The sequence below is a fragment of the Acinetobacter sp. EKM10A genome (assembly GCF_011075215.1).
Classification (GTDB): Bacteria; Pseudomonadota; Gammaproteobacteria; order Pseudomonadales; family Moraxellaceae; genus Acinetobacter; species Acinetobacter baumannii.
This window is the reverse complement of record NZ_JAALLK010000005.1, coordinates 114,471-135,977: the sequence shown is the minus strand read 5'-3', so window position 1 is coordinate 135,977 and position 21,507 is coordinate 114,471. Positions and strand designations below refer to the sequence as shown.

Below are 21,507 nucleotides of genomic sequence, written 5' to 3'. Positions count from 1 at the left end.
TAACTTTTAGGACTTTTTCCATGCGCGCAAGCCGCTTTTTATTTGCAACGTTGAGAGAAACCCCAAACGATGCTGAAGTGATTTCACATCAGCTCATGTTACGTGCGGGGATGATTCGTAAATTGGCATCTGGTTTATATACATGGCTGCCGATGGGAACACGTGTGCTTAAAAAAGTTGATGCCATTGTTCGTGAAGAAATGAACCGTTCAGGTGCTATGGAAGTGTTCATGCCCGTAACTCAACCCGCAAGCTTGTGGGAAGAATCGGGTCGTTATGAACAATATGGTCCTGAATTATTACGTTTCAAAGATCGTCACGACAACCCGTTTGTGCTTGGTCCTACACATGAAGAAGTGATTACCGATTTAGCACGTAACGAGCTAAAAAGTTATAAACAGCTTCCTGTAAATTTCTATCAAATTCAAACCAAATTCCGTGATGAGATCCGCCCACGTTTTGGTGTAATGCGTTCACGCGAGTTCATCATGAAAGATGCTTATTCTTTCCATGCAACTCAAGAATCATTACAAGAAACTTATGATGTGATGTATGACACTTATAGCCGTATTTTCACTCGTTTAGGTTTAGATTTCCGCCCAGTACAAGCAGATACAGGTTCAATTGGTGGTTCAGCTTCACATGAATTCCACGTATTAGCTGCAAGTGGTGAAGATGACATTGCATTTTCAACTGAATCTGATTATGCAGCAAACGTTGAAATGGCTGAAGCTGTTTTAGTGGGTGAGCGTGCAGCGCCTACACAAGAATTTAAATTGGTTGAAACACCAAATCAAAAAACAATTGCTGATGTTTGCCAGTTCTTAAATGCTGACCCTAAACAATCTGTAAAAGCATTATTGGTTCAAGGCGTTGCTGATGAGAAAGGCAATGTACCTGTCGTTGCTCTATTCTTACGTGGTGACCACGAACTGAATGAAATTAAAGCCGAGAAGCATCCTTTAGTGGCCGCTCCTCTTGCGTTTGCCACAGAAGAACAACTTCAAACATTTGGCTTAACTGCTGGCTTCACTGGTCCACAAGGTTTAGTTGAAAAAGGTATCACTGTAATTGTTGACCGTGCTGCATCTGTTCTTTCTGACTTCGTTGCTGGTGCAAATGAGGCAGACAAACATGCTGTAGGCGTAAACTGGGAACGTGATGCACAAATTACTGAAGTTTTCGATTTGCGTAATGTGGTTGAAGGTGACCCATCTCCAGATGGTAAAGGTACACTACAAATTAAACGCGGTATTGAAGTGGGCCATATTTTCCAACTTGGTACTAAATACTCTGAAGCTTTAGGATGTAAAGTTCTCGGTGAAGATGGCAAACCATTTACAGTAACAATGGGCTGTTATGGTATTGGTGTGACACGCGTAGTTGCAGCTGCAATTGAACAAAATTACGATGACAAAGGGATTATTTGGCCACAAGCGATTGCTCCTTTTGAAATCGCAATTGTTCCAATGAATGCACACAAATCACCACGTACTCTTGAAGCAGCAGAAGCGCTTTATGCAGAACTTCAAGCCCAAGGCTTTGACGTATTACTTGATGACCGTAACGAACGTCCGGGCGTTAAATTCTCTGACCTTGAACTAATGGGTATTCCACACCGTATTGTGATTGGTGAAAAAGGTCTTGATGCGGGTACTTTTGAATATAAAGGTCGCCGTGATGCTGAAGCGAGCAATTTAACTAAAGAAGAACTTTTAGCTAAATTAGTACGTTAATAAATACATAAATAAAAAAGCAGCTTTTAGAAGCTGCTTTTTTTAATTTAATTTTACGCCTGAACTGTTAAGTCTTTAATGGTTGTGGAAGATCCATTGTTTTTAACCGATTCAATACCTTTATCTCGTGAAGCTTCACTGGCATAAAACTGGCTCGAACCAATAATTTGATGATTTGCAGCTTTTAAATTGAAGTAAGGTTTCCCATTCTTTGCAGTTAAACGATCATATCGCGCATCGTCACTACTATTTTTTTGAACTGACTCAATACCATTGACTGCTGATGCTTTCGCTTTATATAGCTCACTATTTAAAATAATTTCGCCATTACCAGCCTTAAGTACAAAGCGATATTGTCCATCATTCGCTTGTGTAATTTCGTACCATCCTGCCATATGAACCTCGTTTTTTTGTTGGTGTGGGTATGACTTTCGTTATTATTCTGGACGAAAGTTAATTCTTCTTAATGACAATATAAATGAGCTATTAAGCTTTGAATAGTCTACTTTTTATACATTATCGTAATAAAATTATAAGGATGTTGAAATGTAAAAAGGTAGAGATCACGCCTGCAATCTCTACCAAAATGTAATTAAAATTAACAAATTAAGCTTTTTTTACAAATTAAGCTTTTTTTACAAATTCAGATTTTAACTTCATCTGACCAATACCATCAATTTTACAGTCAATATTGTGACCATCACTTGTGTCTGGAACTAAACGAATACTTTTTACTTTTGTTCCGACTTTAACAACTGAAGAAGAACCTTTAATTTTTAAATCTTTAATTACAGTAACGCTATCGCCATCCGCCAAAACGTTTCCATTAGCATCTTTAATAACTTCTTGCTCTTCAGTTACTAAAGCTTCCCCTTCTTTCCACTCGTGTGAGCATTCTGGACAAATTAATAAATCGCCGTCTTGATATGTATATTCTGATTGGCATTTTGGACAGTTTGGCAAAGACATAAAAAAATCTCAAAAAGTATATTATGCGAGATATGACTCATTTTTTAAAGTTTTAAATAAAAGACTTTTACCAAAAAAAAATTTATATATTTAACTTTTGCTCTTTTCTAATAAGTATTCTTTTAAAATAATCGCATGGTTATGTTCCACATCTTTAGCCGAATATAAAAGTGTGACTTTATGATGTGAAACGATTTCTAATAACTCTTTAACTGCGGGGTTTGTTTCTAGTTCTTTTAAATAACGTTGTTTGAACTCATCCCAATGTTCTGCGGACTCTGTATGAAACCACTTACGAAGTTCGGTTGAAGGAGCTATTTCTTTTAACCATAAATCTAAATGAGCATTTTCTTTGCTAATCCCTCGACTCCATAGTCGATCAACCAAAATTCGCTTTCCATCATCACCGCTTACATCGTCATAAGTTCTTTTAATTTGTATGTTCATATCTTTATCTCACAAGAAGGCTTAACACATTGAGCTTCATATGATCATTCAATATTTTGTTCATTTTTGATAGTGTTTAAAAAATAAAAAATGAGTAGTTTTTCTACTCACTTTTTATTTAAATCTCAATTAAAAAAGACAATTATTGATCTGGAATGTCGGCTTCTACTAACAACTTCAATAAAGATAAAGACTCTTGCCAGCCTAAATAGCATGCTTCCACAGGAATAACTTCAGGTATTCCTTCTTGGGTAATGTGTATTTCTGTGCCGACCAATACTGTTTTTAATGTAATGGTGACCTGCATCGTGCCTGGTAAATTTGCGTCGTCAAATTGGTCGTTATAACGAATTAATTCATTGGGGACGAGCTCAACATAAGTACCTCCAAATGAATGTGTTGACCCAGTTGAGAAATTGGTAAAGCTCATTTTGTATGAGCCCCCTACTTTTGCATCAAAACTATGAACCTTCGCGGTAAAACCGTGAGGTGCCATCCATTTAACTAAAGCATCTGGGTCAAGAAAAGCACGATAAACTCGTTCAGCTGGTGCCTTAAACACTCGATGTAATTTTACTGTACCTGTTGCCATTGTCTTCTCCTTATTTTAAGTCCATTTAAGTTATAAAAATTATGTTGAATAGCTTAAACCGTAGAATTTCTTTTAACGTATATTTTTGGTGTTTTTTCGACCTAAACCTATTGTTTTATACAAAAGTAAATTACGAAAACTATGGCTGATTTTTTAGTAAAAATGGAGCAAAATAGTCAGCAATCATAAAGAAACATATTGAATTTGAGATTAATCATGAGTCTGCTCGCTTTCTCCTCATATGCATTAAACGGTGTAGATGCACAAAAGTTTTTACAAGGCCAAGTGACTGTAGATACTGAACGTTTAGCTGAAAATGAAACACGCTATACAGCCATTTGTGATCTTAAAGGCCGCATCCATTTTGGCTTGTGGCTAAAAAAGAATAATGCAGAAAGTTTTGACATTATTGTCACTCAAGATCAAGCTGAAGAATTCGCGAAGCACATTAAAAAATATGGTGCTTTTTCAAAAATGACCTTAAGTGAACAAGGTGCTGTATTCCCAAAAGTTGTGAATGGCCATACTGAGTTCAGCTCTATAGAAACTGATATTTCCGAATGGCAAAAACAAGCCATCATGACAGGTCAAGCATGGATTGCTCAAGCGACTGAACATGAGTTTCAGCCACAAGAATTACGTTTACATCAACGCGAAGGCGTCAATTACGATAAAGGCTGTTACTTAGGTCAAGAAATTGTGGCGCGCCTTTGGTTTAAAGCAAAACCAAAACACTGGTTACATTTAGTTCAAGGTACGGGTGATGCACCTGCTCCAGCAACTCAACTGCACAATGACGTAGAAGTGGTTAATAGTACCCAAACTACTGACGGTTATATTGCCTTAGTTGTTGCGAAACCTGCCGCCCTTCAAGAGTTAGGTCTTCAAGTTTTAGATTTACCAGAAGCTTTAAGTGGTGATGTTGCTAGACCACAATAATTATATTTAATAAATTAAAAGCCCGTGGATAAATCTGCGGGCTTTTCTATAGATACAAAATTCTAATGAATTCATTAAATTAGGGCATCAATTTTTTAAGTTTTCTATGCCATCATAATCCACGTTGTAATCTAAGAGAAAAAATATGAAAACTAAACTTGCTACACTCATGTTGAGTTTGGCTTTTTTCGGTTCTGCTCATGCTGATGTTAAAACACTTGAACAAAATCTGAAGACAAATTATCCAGACCTCCCTGTAAAAGGTGTCTATCAGTCACCTGTCGCTGGAATTTATGAAGTCTATACAAGTGGCCGTATTGTTTATACCAATCAAGATGCAAAATACTTTTTTGTAGGCAATTTAGTTGATATCAAACAACAAAAAAATATGACAGAAGAGCGAATTGCCGAATTGGGTAAAATTGATGTTAAAAGTCTCCCATTAAATCAGGCAATTAAATACGTCAAAGGTAAAGGAGAGCGTACTCTTTATATTTTCAGTGACCCTGATTGCCCTTACTGTCAGCGTCTAGAACAAAATATGGTTGGGGTGGATAACGTAACGGTATATGTATTCTTATATCCGCTGACCAGCTTACATCCAAATGCTGAAAAGGTTTCTAATCAAATCTGGTGCTCTAAAAACCCTTCAGAAGCTTGGACAAATTATATGCTTAACCGTAAATTGCCAGCGGCTGGCAAAAGCTGTACAAGTCCAATTCAGAAAAATATTGCTTTAGGCCAGAAATTAAATATAGATGGCACACCAACTCTGTTCTTACAAGATGGTCAAAGAATCTCTGGCGTACCAAGTGATGCAAAACAGATTGAAGCATTATTACAGTCAGTAAAATAATGCAATACGCCATTCTCTTAAGTAGAGTGGCGTATTATTTTTCTCCACAGTTTGCTTTATAGACATCGTTTTATATACAAATCGGCTGTTTACTTTCGCCCATCAATATTTATGATGAGAAATTGAATTGAGCTAATACATCGATGGAATGATGTAGCTACAAAGTAAAAGGTTAAAAAGAAATGAAGAAATTACTTATCGCCAGTCTAATTGCCATTTCAAGTTCATCAATCTTTGCAGCAGACACTACGACATCTGCAGCTAAAAACGATGTATTTAAACAGGCTGAGCAGCTATACGCAGCAAAAAATTATCCTGCTGCTTTTCAAGAAGTCCAACGTCTTGCACAAACAGGAAATGCTCAAGCCATCTATAACTTAGGCTATATGACACAAATGGGCCAAGGCACTGCCAAAGATAATGCCAAAGCTCTGAAATATTATGAAGATGCCTCAAATAAAGGTTATGCTCAGGCGAGTTACACGCTTGCACAAATTTATGAGACTGGTGAATTAGGTGTTGCCAAAGATAGCAATAAATTCAGTCAATATATTCAAAAGGCAGCAGCTCAAGGTTCTGATGATGCAACTGTCAAAATAGCAACCATTTTATTTGCACAGAAAAAACCTCAATCTCATCAAATTGCTTTACAAAAGCTGGCGCCTTTGATTAGAAAAGGAAACTACCCTGCTATACAGGTCAAAGCGCTTTATGATATTAGCCAGGGGGTTGAAAATAAAAATCCTTTAATGAAACGCCAAGGCATTGAAGCTTTACAAACAATTGCCCAAAAGGGTTATGCGCCTGCATCTATGGCTTTAGCAACCATGATGGCGAATGGCAATATCATTCCTCAGAACCTGCCTCAAGCAAAACAGATCTTTACTGAGCTTGCTAAGCAAAATGTTCCTAATGCTAGAGAATCTTTAGCTTCGGTCGAAAAAATTATTGCTGAGAAGAATAAACAAGCTGCCGCCGCTCCTACGCAGCCAGCTCCTAAAAAATAGTAAAGAGACAATAGCCCCACATGGGGCTTTTCTTTTACCACCACAAGGCAATAAGCCCACTCACACCCATAAAGCCAATAATGGTACTAATCATTAAGGGGGTTAATGCTCTTTCATTTAAACCGTAGGCTTGACCAAAAATACCAAAAGCGATCGGCATTGGCAGCGCAGCAAGTAAAGTGCCAGCATATAACATCTCTTGACTCACGTTTGGCAGTAAAAGGAACAGCCCAAAAATCACAACAGGCATAAGGATGACATTAAATCCAGCCAACAATATACTTTGGAAATTCACGGCGGTAATACCAATACCAACCAAGCTGCCACCAATAGCAAATAATGCTAGAGGCGAAGCTGTTCTTCCTAAAAGCTCTAAGGCTTGACCAAGTTTTGAAGGCAGATGAATATCTAGCAAAATGCAGCTCATCCCAACTAAAATTGCAATAATTACAGGATTTTTAAGTAAATTAATGAATGTTTTTTTCAGTAAAGGCAAAAGCCGTTGCTGTTGGTGCAAACCCGCTTCTGCCAAAATGAGCATTAAAGCAACTATTAATAAATTTTCGATAATTAAGGTTAAAGATATATAGATTGCAGCATGACTCCCCATTAGCATGGTTAGAATCGCTGTACCCATAAAACCTGTATTTGACATAGAAGCGCCCATCGATATGACTGCACTATGTGTTAGGCTATTTTTAAAATACTTGCGGTAAAGGATAAAAGCCAAAAAAAACAAGATTAAAGAGCCGCCACCATAAGCAATAAAATAAGCTGGGTGCCAAATATCTTGTAAGTTTTTATTGGCTAAAGATTGGATTAAAAAAGCAGGTAAAGAAATTTTAATAACAAATGCACTCAAAGCCTTAATTTGTTCAGGTGTTACCAGTTTAATGAGGACACTACAGTACCCCATCAATAATAAAATCAAAATTGGTAAAATTACCTGAAAAACCACAGACTACTTCCTCACTCATTTCAAAAGAAAAACGGGCAAATCTTAATTTGCCCGAATATTAAAAACTAAAAAGAATCAAAAAGCTGTTTTAAGCCATGTGGTTGGCAACGCAAATATTGAGGAGCAATTTTGACTTTTGCACCCAATGTAGCAGCAGCATGCCATGGCCAACGTGGGTCATATAACATTGCACGCGCAAGACCAATGGCATCAGCTTGCTGGTTTTCTAAAATTTGTTCAGCATGCTGTGGGTCAGTAATAAGCCCTACCGCAATCACAGGAATAGATACATGTTTTTTAACCTGTTCCGCGAAAGGAACTTGGTAACCGGCTCCAATAGTAATATTTTGATGCTCATGTAAACCCCCACTAGAAACATGAATATAGGCCGCGCCTAACTGCTCTAAGGCTTTTGATAAACCAACCGTAGACTCAATATCCCACTGCTCATTGCCATCCATCCAGTCTGTTGCAGATAAACGTATCCCTACCGGATAACCTTCGGGAACAGCAAGTTTAATTACCTGAAGAACCTCTAGCGTCATACGCATACGGTTTTCTAAAGAGCCACCATATTCATCAGTACGTTGATTTGCAATTGGCGATAAGAATTGGTGTAGCAAGTAACCATGAGCAGCATGTACCTCAATTAACTCAAAGCCCGCTTCAACTGCACGTTTGGCCGCAGCTGCAAAGTCTTGTTGAATTTGTTTAATCTCGGCAATGGTTAAAGCATGTGGCGCTGCATCATGAACCGAAAAAGTACTTGTACTTGGAGCAACTGTTTGCCAACCATGTGACTGATCTTTTGCAATTTGGCCTTTACCCAACCAAGGCTTTTCAGTAGATGCCTTACGTCCAGCATGAGCTAACTGAATTCCAAATGGCATAGGAGAAAGTGTTTTAACTTTTCCCAATAAAGTTTTGATCTGGTCACGTTGCTGATCATTCCAAAGGCCAAGATCTGCATAACTAATTCGACCTTCCGCCTGTACAGCTGTAGCTTCCACAATACATAGCCCAGCTCCAGACAACGCGTAATTTGCCCATTGCTGTTCATGCCAATAGGTAATTTCGCCTTCATCTGTTGCCGAATATTGGCACATTGGGGCAATTACAATTCTATTGACCAGTTGTAGTGAATCGAAATTAACCGTTTCAAATAATTTTGCCATTTTTAATTCCTAGAATTGTTTAATTACACGTAAACCTGCACTCCAGTTACGTCCATCAGCAGGTTCGAAATAGCGGCTATTACCGTCATTTACAATCACTGAACCTGCATATTTTTTATCAAATAGGTTATCTACACGAGCAAAGCTATTGACTTTCCAATCGCCCATTACCCATGCATAACCAACATTTGCTGAGGTTACACTGTAGCTCGGTGCTGCGTCACTGTTGGTATCATTCACGTATACTTTGTCCATATACTGTACATCTACGCCACCATATAGACCGTGCGATGGCTGCCATGCCAAAGAGGCATAAGCTTGGTTTTTGGCAATACCCGGTATGGCATTTCCTGAGGAAATCTGAGCAATATTTCCTAATGCTGGAATGTCAGCATCAAAGGTTGCATCTAAATACGAGTAGCTTGCGGTCGCTATTAAGTCTCGCCATAACTTTTTATTCCATGCAAATTCTACGCCTTCACGTAAGGTTTTATCTGCATTACGGAACGTTGATCGGCCATTTGAGTTACCGGCCGAAACAATGTCATCTTTGGTTTTAGTCTGGAAAACCGCCAAAGTAAAATCACCTAATTGGTTTTGTGACTTTAAACCTGTTTCATAGGTATCGCTTGTTGAAGCTGTTAAATCAAAATTAAAACCACTTTGACCATCAGGTCGATATGCCATTTCAGTAAAAGTTGGTGTTTCAAAACCTTTGGCATAACTTACATAGGCCATAAGTTTAGGTAAAATTCGCCAACTTAAAGCGACCGACGGTAAAACTTTATCGTAATCCGTCTTACCACTATCATCACCATTACTTAAATAGTTATCTTCAGATTTGTAGTGGACATTGCTATAGCGAACACCCGTGTCTAAACGCCATGTAGGTAAGAACTGCCATGAAGCTTGTAAATATGGATCGATATTCCATAAAGTATTGTCTTCATCACGACGTAAATTACCTTTGGCACCATAAGAAGGTTGACCATTTACTAAATTAAAGTTTTCAAAACCTTTACGATCTTCATCCATTGCATCAAGTGCAACACCGACACTTAGCGTGGTATTTGGAAGCAACTCTTTACCCGTCCAACGGAAATCAGCACCATAATAATTACGTTCAAAATCAATGACTCCACCGGCATGATTTATGCTCGCATCTTGGGTGGACTTAGGAATAGATTGATATTGTGTGACTTGACGATTGCCTAAATATGCCATGGCATAGAGTTCATTTTTGTCATTAATCGGCTTAGACCATGTCACGCCCGTTTGGGTTTGTTCAATATCTTTACGAACATTAAATTGCTTTAAAAATGGAACTTGTTGCTTTGGATTTGCATTCCACTGATCATGCGTTAGACCCTGCGGATCATCGGCGTGGATTTTTACATAGTTGGTTACCCAGTTGATTTTACTACCATCATCAAGATTCCAGCTGAGCTTTGCATTATTTAGTACTTTTTCTGCACCGCTATGTTCGCGGTAACCGTCGGTATCAAAGTATGATGAGCTAATAATATAGCTTGGTTCATTCGCACCCTTTGCTCCACCTTGCAGCACAAGTCCTGCTCGGCTTTTATCATGGCTACCACCCGAATAACTCAGCTCAATTGAGTCTTTCCCTTGCCCTTCTTTAGTAGAAGTTAAAATAGTCCCGCCTGATGAATTTCCATAAAGTGAAGAAAAAGGCCCTGTTAGAACTTCAACATGATCTAAACTGCTTAAGTCGATATTAGATGTTTGGCCCTGCCCATCTGGCATTGTTGCAGGGATACCATCCACATAAAGACGAATACCACGTACACCAAACGTAGAACGTGCACCAAAACCACGCATAGATAGCTGTAGATCTTGCGCATAATTTTCACGGTTACGAATCTGTAAACTCGGTATGCCCTTCACAACTTCAGTTAAATTTACTTGTGAAGAACTATCCACTTGAGGTGCCTCGATTCGGAAAACCGAAGCTGGTGTTTGTAAATAACCGGTGTCAGTACGTGTCGCTTCCACATGTAAAGTTGGCAATTGGGCAACGTCTGAATTTAAGTCTTCTGCCCAAACAAGTGGGCTAGAAATACAGCCCATACTCATCAAAATACAGTAATGAAGTCGGTCTAAGCGTAATAAGGACATGCTTATTTCCTTTATTTATATTGTAGTTATGATAACAAAAAGCAGTGTCTTGTCTGGATATAGAATTCGGTCTACATTGTTGTAAATCTGGAACGCTCGTTTTGCCATATAAGTTTGTTTGCCAAATGAGAATTATCGACTTAATGATGGATGATCTTTCCAGCAATACCGTTCAGGCCAGTCTTTTGCTTCCTCGGCATAATCAATTCCAATACGTGGCGTTAAAACCACTTCTGGCTGTGTAGTGGCTGCTTCAATCCATAGTCCAGATTCTTCACCTAAAGTCTGGCCCTTTAAGGTCCGATCAATGCCCAAATAACGTGTCAGTTTGCCGGGTCCAGCCAAAAGCTTATATTCTTTTTTAGTTGAAGCACTATTTAAAAATGCTGATCGAATCATCACTCCTTCAGGTACACCTTCTGTTTGAGTAATAATGTTGAGCATTTCATACATGCCATAAATTAAATAGACATAAATGGTACCACCATGGCGATACATCACCTCTGTCCGTGCGGTACGTTTGTCATTGTAGCTATGGCAGGCTTTATCGCGAACGCCCAAATAAGCTTCTGTTTCACTAATTGTACAGCGGATAACTTGTCCATCCGGCTGTCGCTTACATAATACGCAGCCGATTAAATCATATGCTACTTCCGAAGTTTCTCGTTGAAACCAGCTTAATGGTAAAATATCTGACATAGTATTCTCTGAAATATTACATACCACACGTTATACTTGATTAATCCAGTATATCTGTTAATTCTGCGAGTTGGCATGCCTGAGTTACCCGAAGTCGAAACCACTAAAACCAGTTTATTTCCCTTATTGAATCAAAAAGTTCTAAGTGTTGAAGTACGCAATCCTAGCTTACGCTGGCCTATACCAGATAATGTTCAGAAACTTGTTGGGCAACGTCTCATTGGGTTAAATCGACGTTCAAAATATATTTTGGCAGAGTTTGAACAAGATCAAATGCTCTGGCATTTAGGAATGTCGGGTAGTTTTCGCCTGTGTCAACCAAACGATGAATTGAGAAAACACGATCATCTCATTATTCAATTTGAAGATCAGCAGTTACGTTACCATGACCCACGTCGTTTTGGCTGTATTCTTTGGCTTAACCCTGAAACTCAAGGCAAACTCATCGATACTTTAGGGCCAGAGCCTTTAAGTACTGACTTTCATGCAGAATATTTAGCTTCTAAACTTAAAAATAAAGCTGTCGGCATAAAAATTGCACTCATGGATAATCATGTAGTGGTTGGGGTTGGCAATATCTATGCAACTGAAAGCTTGTTTAATGTTGGCATTCATCCAGCACAGCCTGCTGGTGATTTAACCATGCAACAGATTGAGAAACTGGTTGTTGAGATTAAGCGAATTTTAAAGTCAGCAATTGATTTAGGCGGCTCGACTTTACGAGACTACAGCAATGCCATGGGTGAAAATGGTTATTTTCAACAGACTTTACTCGCTTATGGTCGTGCCGGTGAAATGTGTGTTAACTGTGAAACCACATTAGAAAACTTAAAACTTGGTCAGCGTGCCAGCGTATTTTGCCCACAGTGCCAACCGCTTAAAAAGCTGAGAAAGCCTTAATTTTTTGGAGGAAGACAACATGCAAACAGCAATTGTCCGACATATTTTAGTCAAAGATAAAGACTTAGCTGAACAGCTGAAAAAGAAGCTACAAAGTGGTGCTGACTTTGCCAAACTTGCCAAACAATACTCCACCTGTAATTCGGCAAAACGTGGTGGTGAACTTGGTGAAGTCAAAAAAGGGCAATTGGTGCCTGTCATTGACAAAGTAGTTTTTACGGCTGCTGAACGTGTATTACAAGGTCCAATCAAAAGCCAGTTTGGCTATCATCTCTTAGAAGTTAAATTCAGAATGACTGGCTTACGTTGATTTCAGCATTTTACTTGTAATTGTGAGAAGCTTTAGCCTGCATATTGATTTGATATGTCCAGGCTTTAACATACTCACCCGATTCTAATTTTATATCTGCTGTCACACGTTGGTATTGAAAGCCTTCAAAATCATCTAACATTTGCCAGTTTTCTGCTAACTTTTCTGTGCTAAACAAATAGCCTTCTACCCAATCTGCTTCTGGATCTAACTCTAAAGCCTTTAAACCTTTGTCTGGTCCCCAATCTAAAATATGAATCACTCCTCGTACACTCGCTTTTGTCCAGTTACCACCAATCTGCTCTAAAATATGAGCATTTGCTTTATTAGGGCATAAAGTTCCATATACAAAAAGCTGATTCATTAATTTATGTTCCTTGTTCTATCTGCTTAGCTAAACTTAACTGTGATTTAGCAAGTTTATCAATATCTCTAGTCCAGTATAAAATGCTATGTAATAAAAAACGGTACTCTAGGTACCGTTTTTTATACTCAAATTCTTTTTATTAAGCTTGTTTTTTCAATTCATCACGAATTTCACGTAATAATTGGATATCTTCTGGAGTTGCAGCTGGAGCTTCTGGCTCATTCTTATCACGGCGAAGTTTGTTTAATAATTTCACCATTAAGAACACAACCCAAGCCAAAATCAGGAAGTTAATTAAAATGGTCAGGAAGTTACCATAAGTTAATACATTGATACCTGCTTTTTGTAAGGCATCTAGAGATTGTAAGTTATTAGGGTTTGCACCTAACACGATAAATTTCTGCGAGAAATCAACACCACCACCAGTAATTACAGTGATAAGCGGCATGATGATATCTTTTACTAACGAGTCTACGATTTTGCCAAAAGCACCACCGATAATTACACCAATAGCTAAATCCATCATATTGCCTTTAATGGCAAATTCTTTAAATTCTTGAATGATACTCATCTAAACATCTCCAGATGTAGGGGGGAGGAACACATCATATTTTTCTTTTTTCACCGGCCTCTTATCCGTCTAGATAGTACTCGCCATGATATTGATAATTTAATATTTTTTTCAAAAAAAGAAAGCTATTTCACACTTTAACAACATATTTGCTTACAAGAAAAATATGACTTTAAGTTTACTTTCAGCTTTACCAGTAAGCAATAAAAAACCGCTAAACGAATTTAGCGGTTTTTCTTTTTCATTTAAGAAAATTATTTATCACGGTTACGTTTACGTTCGTTTTCAGTCAAGTAACGCTTACGGATACGAATTGATTTTGGAGTAACTTCTACTAACTCGTCATCTTCAATAAATTCAAGAGCTTGTTCAAGCGTGAATTCAATTGCAGGTGTTAAAGTTAAAGCATCATCAGTACCAGACGCACGAACGTTAGTTAACTGTTTCGCTTTAGTTGGGTTTACAACCATATCGTCTGAACGAGAGTTAATACCTACGATCATACCTTCGTAAACTTCTAACTGTGGCTTAGCGAATAAACGACCGCGGTCTTGTAAGCTGAATAATGCATAGCCCAAGCATGTACCTTGAACCATAGAAATCAACACACCGTTTTGACGCTTCGCAACAGTACCTTGTTTAAGAGGACCATAGTGAGAGAAGCTTGAAGTCATAATACCAGTACCAGAGGTCATGGTTAAGAATTCAGAACGGAAACCAATTAAACCACGTGAAGGAACAGTTGCTTCAATACGGATACGGCCTTTACCGTCAACTTCCATATTAGTCATTTCACCTTTACGGTGACCCATTTGTTCCATTACAGCGCCTTGATGCTGCTCTTCAACGTCAAACGTTACGTTTTCGTAAGGTTCTTGTTTTTCACCATCAATTTCTTTAATGATTACTTGCGGACGTGATACACCTAATTCGAAGCCTTCACGACGCATGTTTTCAATTAAAACTGAAAGGTGAAGTTCACCACGGCCAGACACTTTGAAACGGTCTGGACTGTCAGTATCTTCAACACGTAAAGCCACGTTGTGAATTAATTCGCGGTCAAGACGCTCACGGATATTACGTGAAGTTACGAATTTACCTTCTTTACCAGCAAACGGAGAGTTGTTTACTTGGAAAGTCATAGACACTGTAGGTTCATCTACAGATAAAGGTGGTAATGCTTCAACATTTTTCGGATCACAAATCGTGTCAGAAATGTTAAGTGCATCAATACCAGTAATACATACGATATCGCCCGCAGATGCAGAATCAACATCAATACGCTCTAAACCATGGTAACCCATGATTTTTAAGATACGACCGTTACGTGTATTGCCTTCTTTGTCAATTACAGTAACAGGAGTATTTAATTTTACAGAACCACGTTGAATACGACCAACACCGATAACACCTACGAAGCTGTTATAGTCAAGTGATGAAATCTGCATTTGGAATGGACCATCAACATCAACAGCGGGTGGCTCAACGATGTCTACAATCGTTTCGAACAACGGAGTCATGTCTTCTGCAAGCTCTTCAGGAGCAGGACCCGCTACACCACGTAAACCTGATGCATAAACGATTGGGAAATCAAGTTGCTCATCAGTTGCGCCAAGGTTATCAAATAAATCAAATACTTGATCGATTACCCAGTCTGGACGAGCACTTGGCTTGTCAACTTTGTTGATAATCACGATTGGTTTTAAACCACGAGCAAAGGCTTTTTGAGTCACAAAGCGAGTTTGTGGCATTGGGCCTTCTTGTGAGTCAACAAGAAGTAGTACGCAGTCAACCATCGACATTACACGTTCTACTTCACCACCGAAGTCGGCGTGTCCCGGGGTATCCACGATGTTGATACGGTAAGTTGTATCTGTACGTTTGTCTAACCAAGTAATAGCGGTGTTTTTCGCTAAGATGGTAATACCACGTTCACTTTCAAGCGCATTCGAGTCCATGACACGCTCAATCTCGCCTGCTCGGTCACCGAGAGCACCTGATTGCTGAAGTAGTTTATCGACAAGTGTGGTTTTCCCGTGGTCGACGTGCGCAATAATTGCGATATTACGGAGATTTTTGATATCTGACATGAAAATTCGAAACGCCTAAAATTTGAGGGCAAATTATACAGAAAAACACTACTCTTGAGTAGTGACAGTTTATTGACATTGACAAAAAAATTTTCCAATAGTCTGTATTTCGTTTTGTAAAGATAGGTATCTCGATTAGAATAGCGCCAATTTGCGAAATTGCGGCGTATTTACTCCCATGTCCAATCAACCATCACAAGACCGTCTTGACCTCGTTTATGGGCTAGATGACCGACCAAAACCGTTCGTAGCTTTTTTGGCAGCCTTTCAACATTTGCTTGCAATTATTGTCCCGATTGTTACTCCCGGGCTTCTAATTTGCTTAGCATTAGGCGTTCCACGAAATGAAACCAATATGATTTTATCAATGTCTTTGGTCATTTCAGGAATCGCGACTTTCTTACAATGTAAAAAAGTTGGTCCGTTTGGTGCAGGCTTACTTATTGTTCAAGGTACAAGTTTTAACTTTATTGGCCCGATTATCGGTATTGGCAGTGCAATGGTTGCTGCAGGTACACCAGTCAATCAAGTTATGGCTGCTATTTTTGGTGTTGTGATTGCAGGTTCATTTATTGAAATGGGCGTATCACAAATTCTCCCATGGGTAAAAAAGCTAATTACTCCCCTTGTGACAGGTATTGTGGTACTCCTGATTGGTCTAACGCTCATTAAAGAAGGTTTGATTAGTATGGGCGGTGGTTATCAAGCCATGCAAGACCATACTTTTGCCAGTGCTGATAACCTTATAATGTCGTGTACGGTTCTTGCTATTATTATTGTCCTAAACCGTATTCGTATTGTCTGGATTAAAAGTTCAGCTATTTTAATTGCTTTAGTGATTGGCTACATTCTTGCCGGCTTTATGGGATATCTAGACTTCTCTGGTCTAAAAGATGCGCCCGTGATTCAAATTCCGACACCGATGCATTTTGGCTTAAGCTTCTCATGGGGCTTATTTATTCCAATGGCATTTATTTATTTGGTTACGTCTTTAGAAGCAATTGGTGACGTAACGGCAACCAGTAAACTATCAAACCAACCTGTAGATGGTCCACAGTGGATGCAACGTATTAAGGGTGGTGTGTTAGTAAATGGTGCAAATTCACTACTTGCTGGCCTATTCAATACTTTCCCAAGCTCCGTGTTTGCCCAAAATAATGGTGTTATCCAATTAACTGGCGTAGCAAGCCGTTATGTAGGAATCTGGATTGCTGCTTTACTCATTTTATTAGGTCTATTCCCTGCTGTAGCTGGTGTAATACAAGCTGTTCCACAAGCCGTATTAGGTGGAGCAGTTATGGTAATGTTTGGCGCTGTTGCTGCCTCAGGTATTAATATTCTTTCATCAATTCATTTAGACCGCCGTGCTCTTTTAATTATTGCGATTTCACTTGCATTAGGCTTGGGTGTTGCTCAAGTGCCACAAATTTTGGAGCATCTGCCAGAATTATTTAAAAATATTTTTAGTTCCGGCGTAGCAACAGGCGGTATTGCAGCATTAATTTTAAATGTTGTACTCCCAGAAACACATAAATAACCAATTTTAATTTTGATTACTGCCCAGTTTTCACTGGGCATTCTTCTTCATGAGAGATGTACATGGACCCTAGAAGTGAAGTGATATTAAGACAACAAGACTATTTAAAAGGTAGGGTCTTGTTAATTAATGCACCGAATGACGCCCTAGTCAGTCAATTAACCACTGAGATTGATGCATCAGTGTGGACTTGGAATTATGCTGACTATCAGGGTTTTGTGAATGCAGGCACACCAGCTCATTTCTCGGTTGAGTTTCCATCACAAGAGTTTGATCAGGCTATAATTTTTGTTCCAAAATCAAAAGAGCTTTTAAACTATATATTGCATGTAGTGATGAGCCATCTGAAAACTGACCAATCAGTTTTTTTAGTAGGTGAAAAAAAAGGTGGTGTTGAGAGAGCTGCCAAACAACTACAAAACTTTGGCACAATACTTAAACTTGATAGTGCCCGACATTGTCAGTTATGGCATTTAAAAATTGAGAAAACTGAAAAGATCAAACCTCTTGAAAGCTGGTTAAAAACCTATACTGTTCAAGTAAATGAGCAAGAACTTACCATTTGTGCCCTACCCGGCGTTTTCAGCCAAACTCATTTAGATGTCGGAACTGCTGTTTTACTCCCTTATCTAAATCAGGTGAAATCAGGTAGAATTGCCGACTTCGGGTGTGGAGCTGGAATTATCAGTTGCTATTTGGCAAAAGCAAATTCAAGTAATATTATCCATGCCCTAGATATTGATGCCTTCGCTTTACAGTCAACGGAAATGACTTTTAGTCGAAATGGAATAGGTTCAGACCAGTTGAGATTGCAGCCTGTTACAGGAATTGCAGACGCCCCAACAGAACTTGATGCCATTGTCAGTAATCCTCCCTTCCATCAGGGTATTCATACCAACTATGATGCAAGTGAAGGACTCTGCCAGAACGCTAAAAAACATTTAAAGGCATCAGGTGAGCTATGGATTGTAGCGAACCGTTTTTTAAACTATCCGATCTTAATTGAGAAGCACTTTGGTCAGTGTGAGATTAAAACTGATCTTCAAGGCTTTAAGGTGTTATATGCCTGTGCATAACAAACTATGTAAGGAATCTCCATGAGCGAAACACATGCTCCTGAAAAACTCCAGCGTAAGCTTGGGGCTCGTCATCTGAATATGATCGCCATTGGTGGTTCCATTGGTACAGGTCTCTTCCTTGCTTCTGGGTCAACCATTGCAAATGCAGGTCCAGGCGGGGCGTTACTCGCCTACTCCCTCATTGGTATTATGATTTACTTCTTAATGACCAGTTTAGGTGAACTTGCGACACACACACCAACATCCGGTGCATTCTTTACCTATGGAAGTCGCTACGTCGAAGAAGGTTTTGGTTTCGCTCTAGGCTGGAACTACTGGTACAACTGGGCAATTACGGTTGCGTTCGAACTCGTTGCCGTACAGTTTATTATGAAATTCTGGTTCCCAGATGTTCCCGGATTCTATTGGAGCGCCCTCTTTCTCGTCATTATCTTTATGATTAATGCGATGACCGTAAAAGGATTTGGTGAAAGTGAATTCTGGTTCTCCATGGTTAAAGTAATTGCCATTGTTGCCTTTATTATTATTGGTATCGCCATGATTATTAAGATTATGTTGACACCAGGAGTAGCAACTTTTGGCAACTGGACTTATAAAGAGGCACCATTCGTAGGTGGTTTACAAGCCATGATTGGGGTAGCCATGATTGCCGGGTTCTCATTTCAGGGAACCGAGATGGTGGGTGTTGCAGCGGGTGAATCAAAAGATCCGAAGAAGACGATTCCGCTTGCAATTAAACAGATTTTCTGGCGAATTTTATTATTCTATATCTTGTGTATTTTCATTATCGGCACCCTAATTGCCTATGATGATCCAAACTTATTACAAGCAGCAGCAACAGAAAATATTGCTCTTTCTCCTTTCACCTTACTTTATGAAAAAGTAGGTTTTGCTTTTGCTGCAAGCTTAATGAATGCAGTTATTTTGACTGCTATTTTGTCGGCAGGTAACTCGGGCATGTACTCTTCTACCCGTATGTTATTTGATATGGCGCAACAAGGCCGTGCACCAAAATGGTTTGCAAAACTCGATAATCGTGGTGTTCCAATGAATGCATTATATGCAACTACATTCATTGCGGCATTCTGCTTCTTAACGACTTTTATCGGTGAAAAGCAAGTCTTTAACTGGCTCCTCAATATGTCAGGAATGTGTGGTTTCATTGTCTGGTTAGGTATTGCAATTTCGCATTATCGTTTCCGTAAAGGTTATATTGCTCAAGGTTATAAATTAGAAGATCTTGCATACCGCGCTAAGTTTTTCCCATTCGCACCTTGGTTTGCCTTTATCCTCTGTTCTGTCATTATTTTAGGACAAAACTACCAAGCGGTTTTAGGCGGTAAAATTGACTGGATTGGCTTACTTTCTACTTATATCAGCTTGCCTTTATTCTTAGTAATCTGGCTTGGATATAAATGGAAAAATAAAACTAAATTAATCCCTTACGATCAAATGGATGTAAAACCAGAGCAAGATTAATACTGAGTTCAAGTAATTAATCAGCGCTTATCAAAGGTCAAAAACTTGATCTTTAGTTAAAAACAGGTAAAATGCCGTTCAGATTTTCAACGGCACTTTTTAAAAAAGGAGGACATCATGCCAATACTACAAGGTAAAACACAGTAACGATTTGGCACGATGTCAGCTCACGGACAAGTGTACAAATTTAATTCACTTGTCCGAATGCTCGAATTTAAGACCTAGCATTCGCTAGGTTTTTTTATGCCTATTCGGACAATAAATAAGAGAATAATTATGGGCATACAAAAGATATTAAACGAAGAGGCACAATATGGTGTCCCCGTTAAAATTTTCACTCAAGACATAGATAGTGAAAGTATTGAACAACTCAAGAAAATGGCACAACTGCAATTTATATATTCTCATATTGCTGTTATGCCTGATGTGCATGTTGGAAAAGGTGCAACTGTAGGCAGCGTCATTCCTACTAAACATGCCATTATTCCAGCTGCAGTGGGAGTAGATATTGGCTGCGGAATGAATGCTATTCGTTTGAGCCTGAAAGCTTCACAACTTCCAGATAACTTAAGCCGCTTGCGGGACGCCATTGAACGGAAAGTGCCGGTTGGATTTGCTTTGCACAAACAAGTCAAAGCGAAAGCTTCTAGCATTATTCCACTTGAAAAACGCTTAGAACCTATTATTAAAAAGCATCCGGGTCTTGTCCGAATGCTTCGTCAGTTTGAGGCAACATGGCAAAAACAGTTGGGTACTTTAGGCGGCGGTAATCACTTTATAGAGTTATGTATTGATGAAAATCAAGATATATGGGTGATGCTCCATTCGGGCAGCCGAGGTCTTGGTAACGTCATAGGTACTTATTTTATTGAGTTAGCCAAGAAAGAGGCACAACATCGCTTTGGGCACGTGCCTGATAAAGATTTAAGTTATTTTGCTGAAGGCTCGCAAAGCTTTAATGATTATGTAGAAGCAGTAGAGTGGGCTCAAGAATATGCTTTTGAAAATCGTAAAGAAATGATGCGATTAATATTAGAAGCAATTCGCCCTCTTCTACCTTCTTTTCAAATGACGAAAGAAGCAATCAATTGTCACCATAACTATGTGAGTCAAGAAACACACTTTGGTGAAAACCTTTTTGTTACAAGAAAAGGGGCAATTCGAGCAGGTTTAGATGAGTTAGGAATTATTCCAGGTTCTATGGGAGCACGCTCGTATATTGTTAAAGGTAAAGCAAACCCTGAATCTTTTTGTTCTTGTTCTCATGGAGCTGGCCGCAAAATGAGCCGAAGCAAAGCAAAAGTTCTTTTTAATCAGCAAGACTTGATTGAACAAACACAAGGGATTGAATGCCGTAAAGACAGTGATGTAGTCGATGAAATTCCTAGTGCCTATAAAGATATTGATGAGGTTATAGCCAATCAAGCAGATCTCATTGAAGTCGTTCATACTCTTAAACAAGTTTTATGTATTAAAGGTTAAGACATGAAAATTAAAGAAATGCCGAAAATTAAGGTCCGTAATCAAGTGGCTCTATCCCCTCTACTTCACAAAGGTGGTATGCACGAAACAGAAAAACCTCGTGCTCAACATCGTAGAAATAGACAAGATACTAAACAGCAATTGAAGAAAGGTGTTTGGTAACTATTTTAAGTAA

Annotated in this window: 22 protein-coding genes; 11 read left to right on the top strand and 11 right to left on the bottom strand. The window is 38.9% G+C overall.

Annotated elements, in window-relative coordinates; all coding sequences use genetic code 11:
- The first annotated feature begins 20 nt into the window (after nucleotides 1-20).
- Nucleotides 21-1,736 carry a proline--tRNA ligase gene (locus G9371_RS08800; RefSeq protein ID WP_001202767.1) on the top strand — a complete coding sequence of 572 codons (1,716 nt, stop codon included), beginning with the start codon at nucleotides 21-23 and terminating at the stop codon, nucleotides 1,734-1,736.
- A gap of 53 nt (nucleotides 1,737-1,789) precedes the next feature.
- On the opposite strand, the gene G9371_RS08795 is transcribed toward G9371_RS08800, so the two are convergent.
- From G9371_RS08795 to G9371_RS08780, 4 genes are all read right to left on the bottom strand, one after another.
- Nucleotides 1,790-2,131 carry a YegP family protein gene (locus G9371_RS08795; protein WP_000929502.1) on the bottom strand — a complete coding sequence of 114 codons (342 nt, stop codon included), beginning with the start codon at nucleotides 2,129-2,131 and terminating at the stop codon, nucleotides 1,790-1,792.
- A gap of 229 nt (nucleotides 2,132-2,360) precedes the next feature.
- Nucleotides 2,361-2,705, bottom strand: a complete 345-nt coding sequence (locus G9371_RS08790; RefSeq protein ID WP_029424629.1) for a zinc ribbon domain-containing protein YjdM — start codon at nucleotides 2,703-2,705, stop codon at nucleotides 2,361-2,363.
- A 90-nt stretch (nucleotides 2,706-2,795) separates the two neighbouring features.
- Complete coding sequence (locus G9371_RS08785) at nucleotides 2,796-3,152, bottom strand: DUF488 domain-containing protein (protein WP_001025493.1); 357 nt, start codon at nucleotides 3,150-3,152, stop codon at nucleotides 2,796-2,798.
- Nucleotides 3,153-3,294: 142 nt separating this feature from the next.
- Nucleotides 3,295-3,744 (bottom strand): SRPBCC family protein, encoded by a 450-nt coding sequence (locus G9371_RS08780; RefSeq protein WP_000190594.1) that lies wholly within the window; start codon nucleotides 3,742-3,744, stop codon nucleotides 3,295-3,297.
- Nucleotides 3,745-3,960: 216 nt separating this feature from the next.
- On the opposite strand from G9371_RS08780, the gene G9371_RS08775 reads away from it, so the two are divergent.
- The 3 genes from G9371_RS08775 to G9371_RS08765 all read left to right on the top strand — a co-directional run bounded on the left by G9371_RS08775 (nucleotide 3,961) and on the right by G9371_RS08765 (nucleotide 6,546).
- Nucleotides 3,961-4,683 (top strand): YgfZ/GcvT domain-containing protein, encoded by a 723-nt coding sequence (locus tag G9371_RS08775; RefSeq protein ID WP_029424630.1) that lies wholly within the window; start codon nucleotides 3,961-3,963, stop codon nucleotides 4,681-4,683.
- Between the two features lie 145 nt (nucleotides 4,684-4,828).
- On the top strand, nucleotides 4,829-5,539 hold the full coding sequence (locus G9371_RS08770; protein ID WP_000850476.1) for a DsbC family protein: 711 nt from the start codon (nucleotides 4,829-4,831) through the stop codon (nucleotides 5,537-5,539).
- Between the two features lie 182 nt (nucleotides 5,540-5,721).
- On the top strand, nucleotides 5,722-6,546 hold the full coding sequence (locus G9371_RS08765) for a tetratricopeptide repeat protein (RefSeq protein ID WP_000734697.1): 825 nt from the start codon (nucleotides 5,722-5,724) through the stop codon (nucleotides 6,544-6,546).
- Between the two features lie 34 nt (nucleotides 6,547-6,580).
- Here the strand turns inward: G9371_RS08765 and G9371_RS08760 are convergent, their stop codons facing one another.
- From G9371_RS08760 to G9371_RS08745, 4 genes are all read right to left on the bottom strand, one after another.
- On the bottom strand, nucleotides 6,581-7,504 hold the full coding sequence (locus G9371_RS08760; RefSeq protein WP_000231860.1) for an AEC family transporter: 924 nt from the start codon (nucleotides 7,502-7,504) through the stop codon (nucleotides 6,581-6,583).
- A gap of 65 nt (nucleotides 7,505-7,569) precedes the next feature.
- Nucleotides 7,570-8,679: an NADH:flavin oxidoreductase/NADH oxidase gene (locus G9371_RS08755; RefSeq protein WP_029424631.1), complete on the bottom strand. Its 1,110-nt coding sequence runs from the start codon at nucleotides 8,677-8,679 to the stop codon at nucleotides 7,570-7,572.
- A gap of 9 nt (nucleotides 8,680-8,688) precedes the next feature.
- Nucleotides 8,689-10,818, bottom strand: a complete 2,130-nt coding sequence (locus G9371_RS08750; RefSeq protein WP_029424632.1) for a TonB-dependent receptor family protein — start codon at nucleotides 10,816-10,818, stop codon at nucleotides 8,689-8,691.
- A 132-nt stretch (nucleotides 10,819-10,950) separates the two neighbouring features.
- Nucleotides 10,951-11,517 (bottom strand): DNA-3-methyladenine glycosylase, encoded by a 567-nt coding sequence (locus G9371_RS08745; RefSeq protein ID WP_001280163.1) that lies wholly within the window; start codon nucleotides 11,515-11,517, stop codon nucleotides 10,951-10,953.
- A 75-nt stretch (nucleotides 11,518-11,592) separates the two neighbouring features.
- On the opposite strand from G9371_RS08745, the gene mutM reads away from it, so the two are divergent.
- Nucleotides 11,593-12,417, top strand: coding sequence for a bifunctional DNA-formamidopyrimidine glycosylase/DNA-(apurinic or apyrimidinic site) lyase (gene mutM, locus G9371_RS08740; protein WP_001114564.1), 825 nt, complete (start codon nucleotides 11,593-11,595; stop codon nucleotides 12,415-12,417).
- Nucleotides 12,418-12,436: 19 nt separating this feature from the next.
- Nucleotides 12,437-12,727: a peptidylprolyl isomerase gene (locus G9371_RS08735; protein ID WP_001192454.1), complete on the top strand. Its 291-nt coding sequence runs from the start codon at nucleotides 12,437-12,439 to the stop codon at nucleotides 12,725-12,727.
- 10 nt (nucleotides 12,728-12,737) lie between these two features.
- On the opposite strand, the gene G9371_RS08730 is transcribed toward G9371_RS08735, so the two are convergent.
- From G9371_RS08730 to typA, 3 genes are all read right to left on the bottom strand, one after another.
- Nucleotides 12,738-13,091, bottom strand: a complete 354-nt coding sequence (locus tag G9371_RS08730) for a gamma-glutamylcyclotransferase family protein (protein ID WP_001072494.1) — start codon at nucleotides 13,089-13,091, stop codon at nucleotides 12,738-12,740.
- Between the two features lie 142 nt (nucleotides 13,092-13,233).
- Nucleotides 13,234-13,665 carry a large conductance mechanosensitive channel protein MscL gene (mscL, locus tag G9371_RS08725; RefSeq protein WP_000022555.1) on the bottom strand — a complete coding sequence of 144 codons (432 nt, stop codon included), beginning with the start codon at nucleotides 13,663-13,665 and terminating at the stop codon, nucleotides 13,234-13,236.
- Nucleotides 13,666-13,919: 254 nt separating this feature from the next.
- Complete coding sequence (gene typA / locus G9371_RS08720) at nucleotides 13,920-15,755, bottom strand: translational GTPase TypA (protein WP_001280092.1); 1,836 nt, start codon at nucleotides 15,753-15,755, stop codon at nucleotides 13,920-13,922.
- Between the two features lie 178 nt (nucleotides 15,756-15,933).
- Between typA and G9371_RS08715 the strand changes: the two genes are divergently transcribed.
- The 5 genes from G9371_RS08715 to G9371_RS08695 all read left to right on the top strand — a co-directional run bounded on the left by G9371_RS08715 (nucleotide 15,934) and on the right by G9371_RS08695 (nucleotide 21,494).
- The gene (locus tag G9371_RS08715) at nucleotides 15,934-17,292 is read left to right on the top strand and encodes a uracil-xanthine permease family protein (protein ID WP_000070856.1); all 1,359 of its coding nucleotides are present in this window, start codon (nucleotides 15,934-15,936) and stop codon (nucleotides 17,290-17,292) included.
- Nucleotides 17,293-17,354: 62 nt separating this feature from the next.
- Nucleotides 17,355-18,368, top strand: a complete 1,014-nt coding sequence (locus tag G9371_RS08710; RefSeq protein ID WP_029424633.1) for a methyltransferase — start codon at nucleotides 17,355-17,357, stop codon at nucleotides 18,366-18,368.
- A gap of 21 nt (nucleotides 18,369-18,389) precedes the next feature.
- Entirely contained in the window at nucleotides 18,390-19,850 is a 1,461-nt protein-coding gene (locus tag G9371_RS08705) for an amino acid permease (protein ID WP_000004971.1), read from the top strand.
- A gap of 276 nt (nucleotides 19,851-20,126) precedes the next feature.
- Nucleotides 20,127-21,332, top strand: coding sequence for an RtcB family protein (locus G9371_RS08700; RefSeq protein ID WP_000512696.1), 1,206 nt, complete (start codon nucleotides 20,127-20,129; stop codon nucleotides 21,330-21,332).
- A 3-nt stretch (nucleotides 21,333-21,335) separates the two neighbouring features.
- Complete coding sequence (locus G9371_RS08695) at nucleotides 21,336-21,494, top strand: hypothetical protein (protein ID WP_000692859.1); 159 nt, start codon at nucleotides 21,336-21,338, stop codon at nucleotides 21,492-21,494.
- Nucleotides 21,495-21,507: the final 13 nt, after the last annotated feature.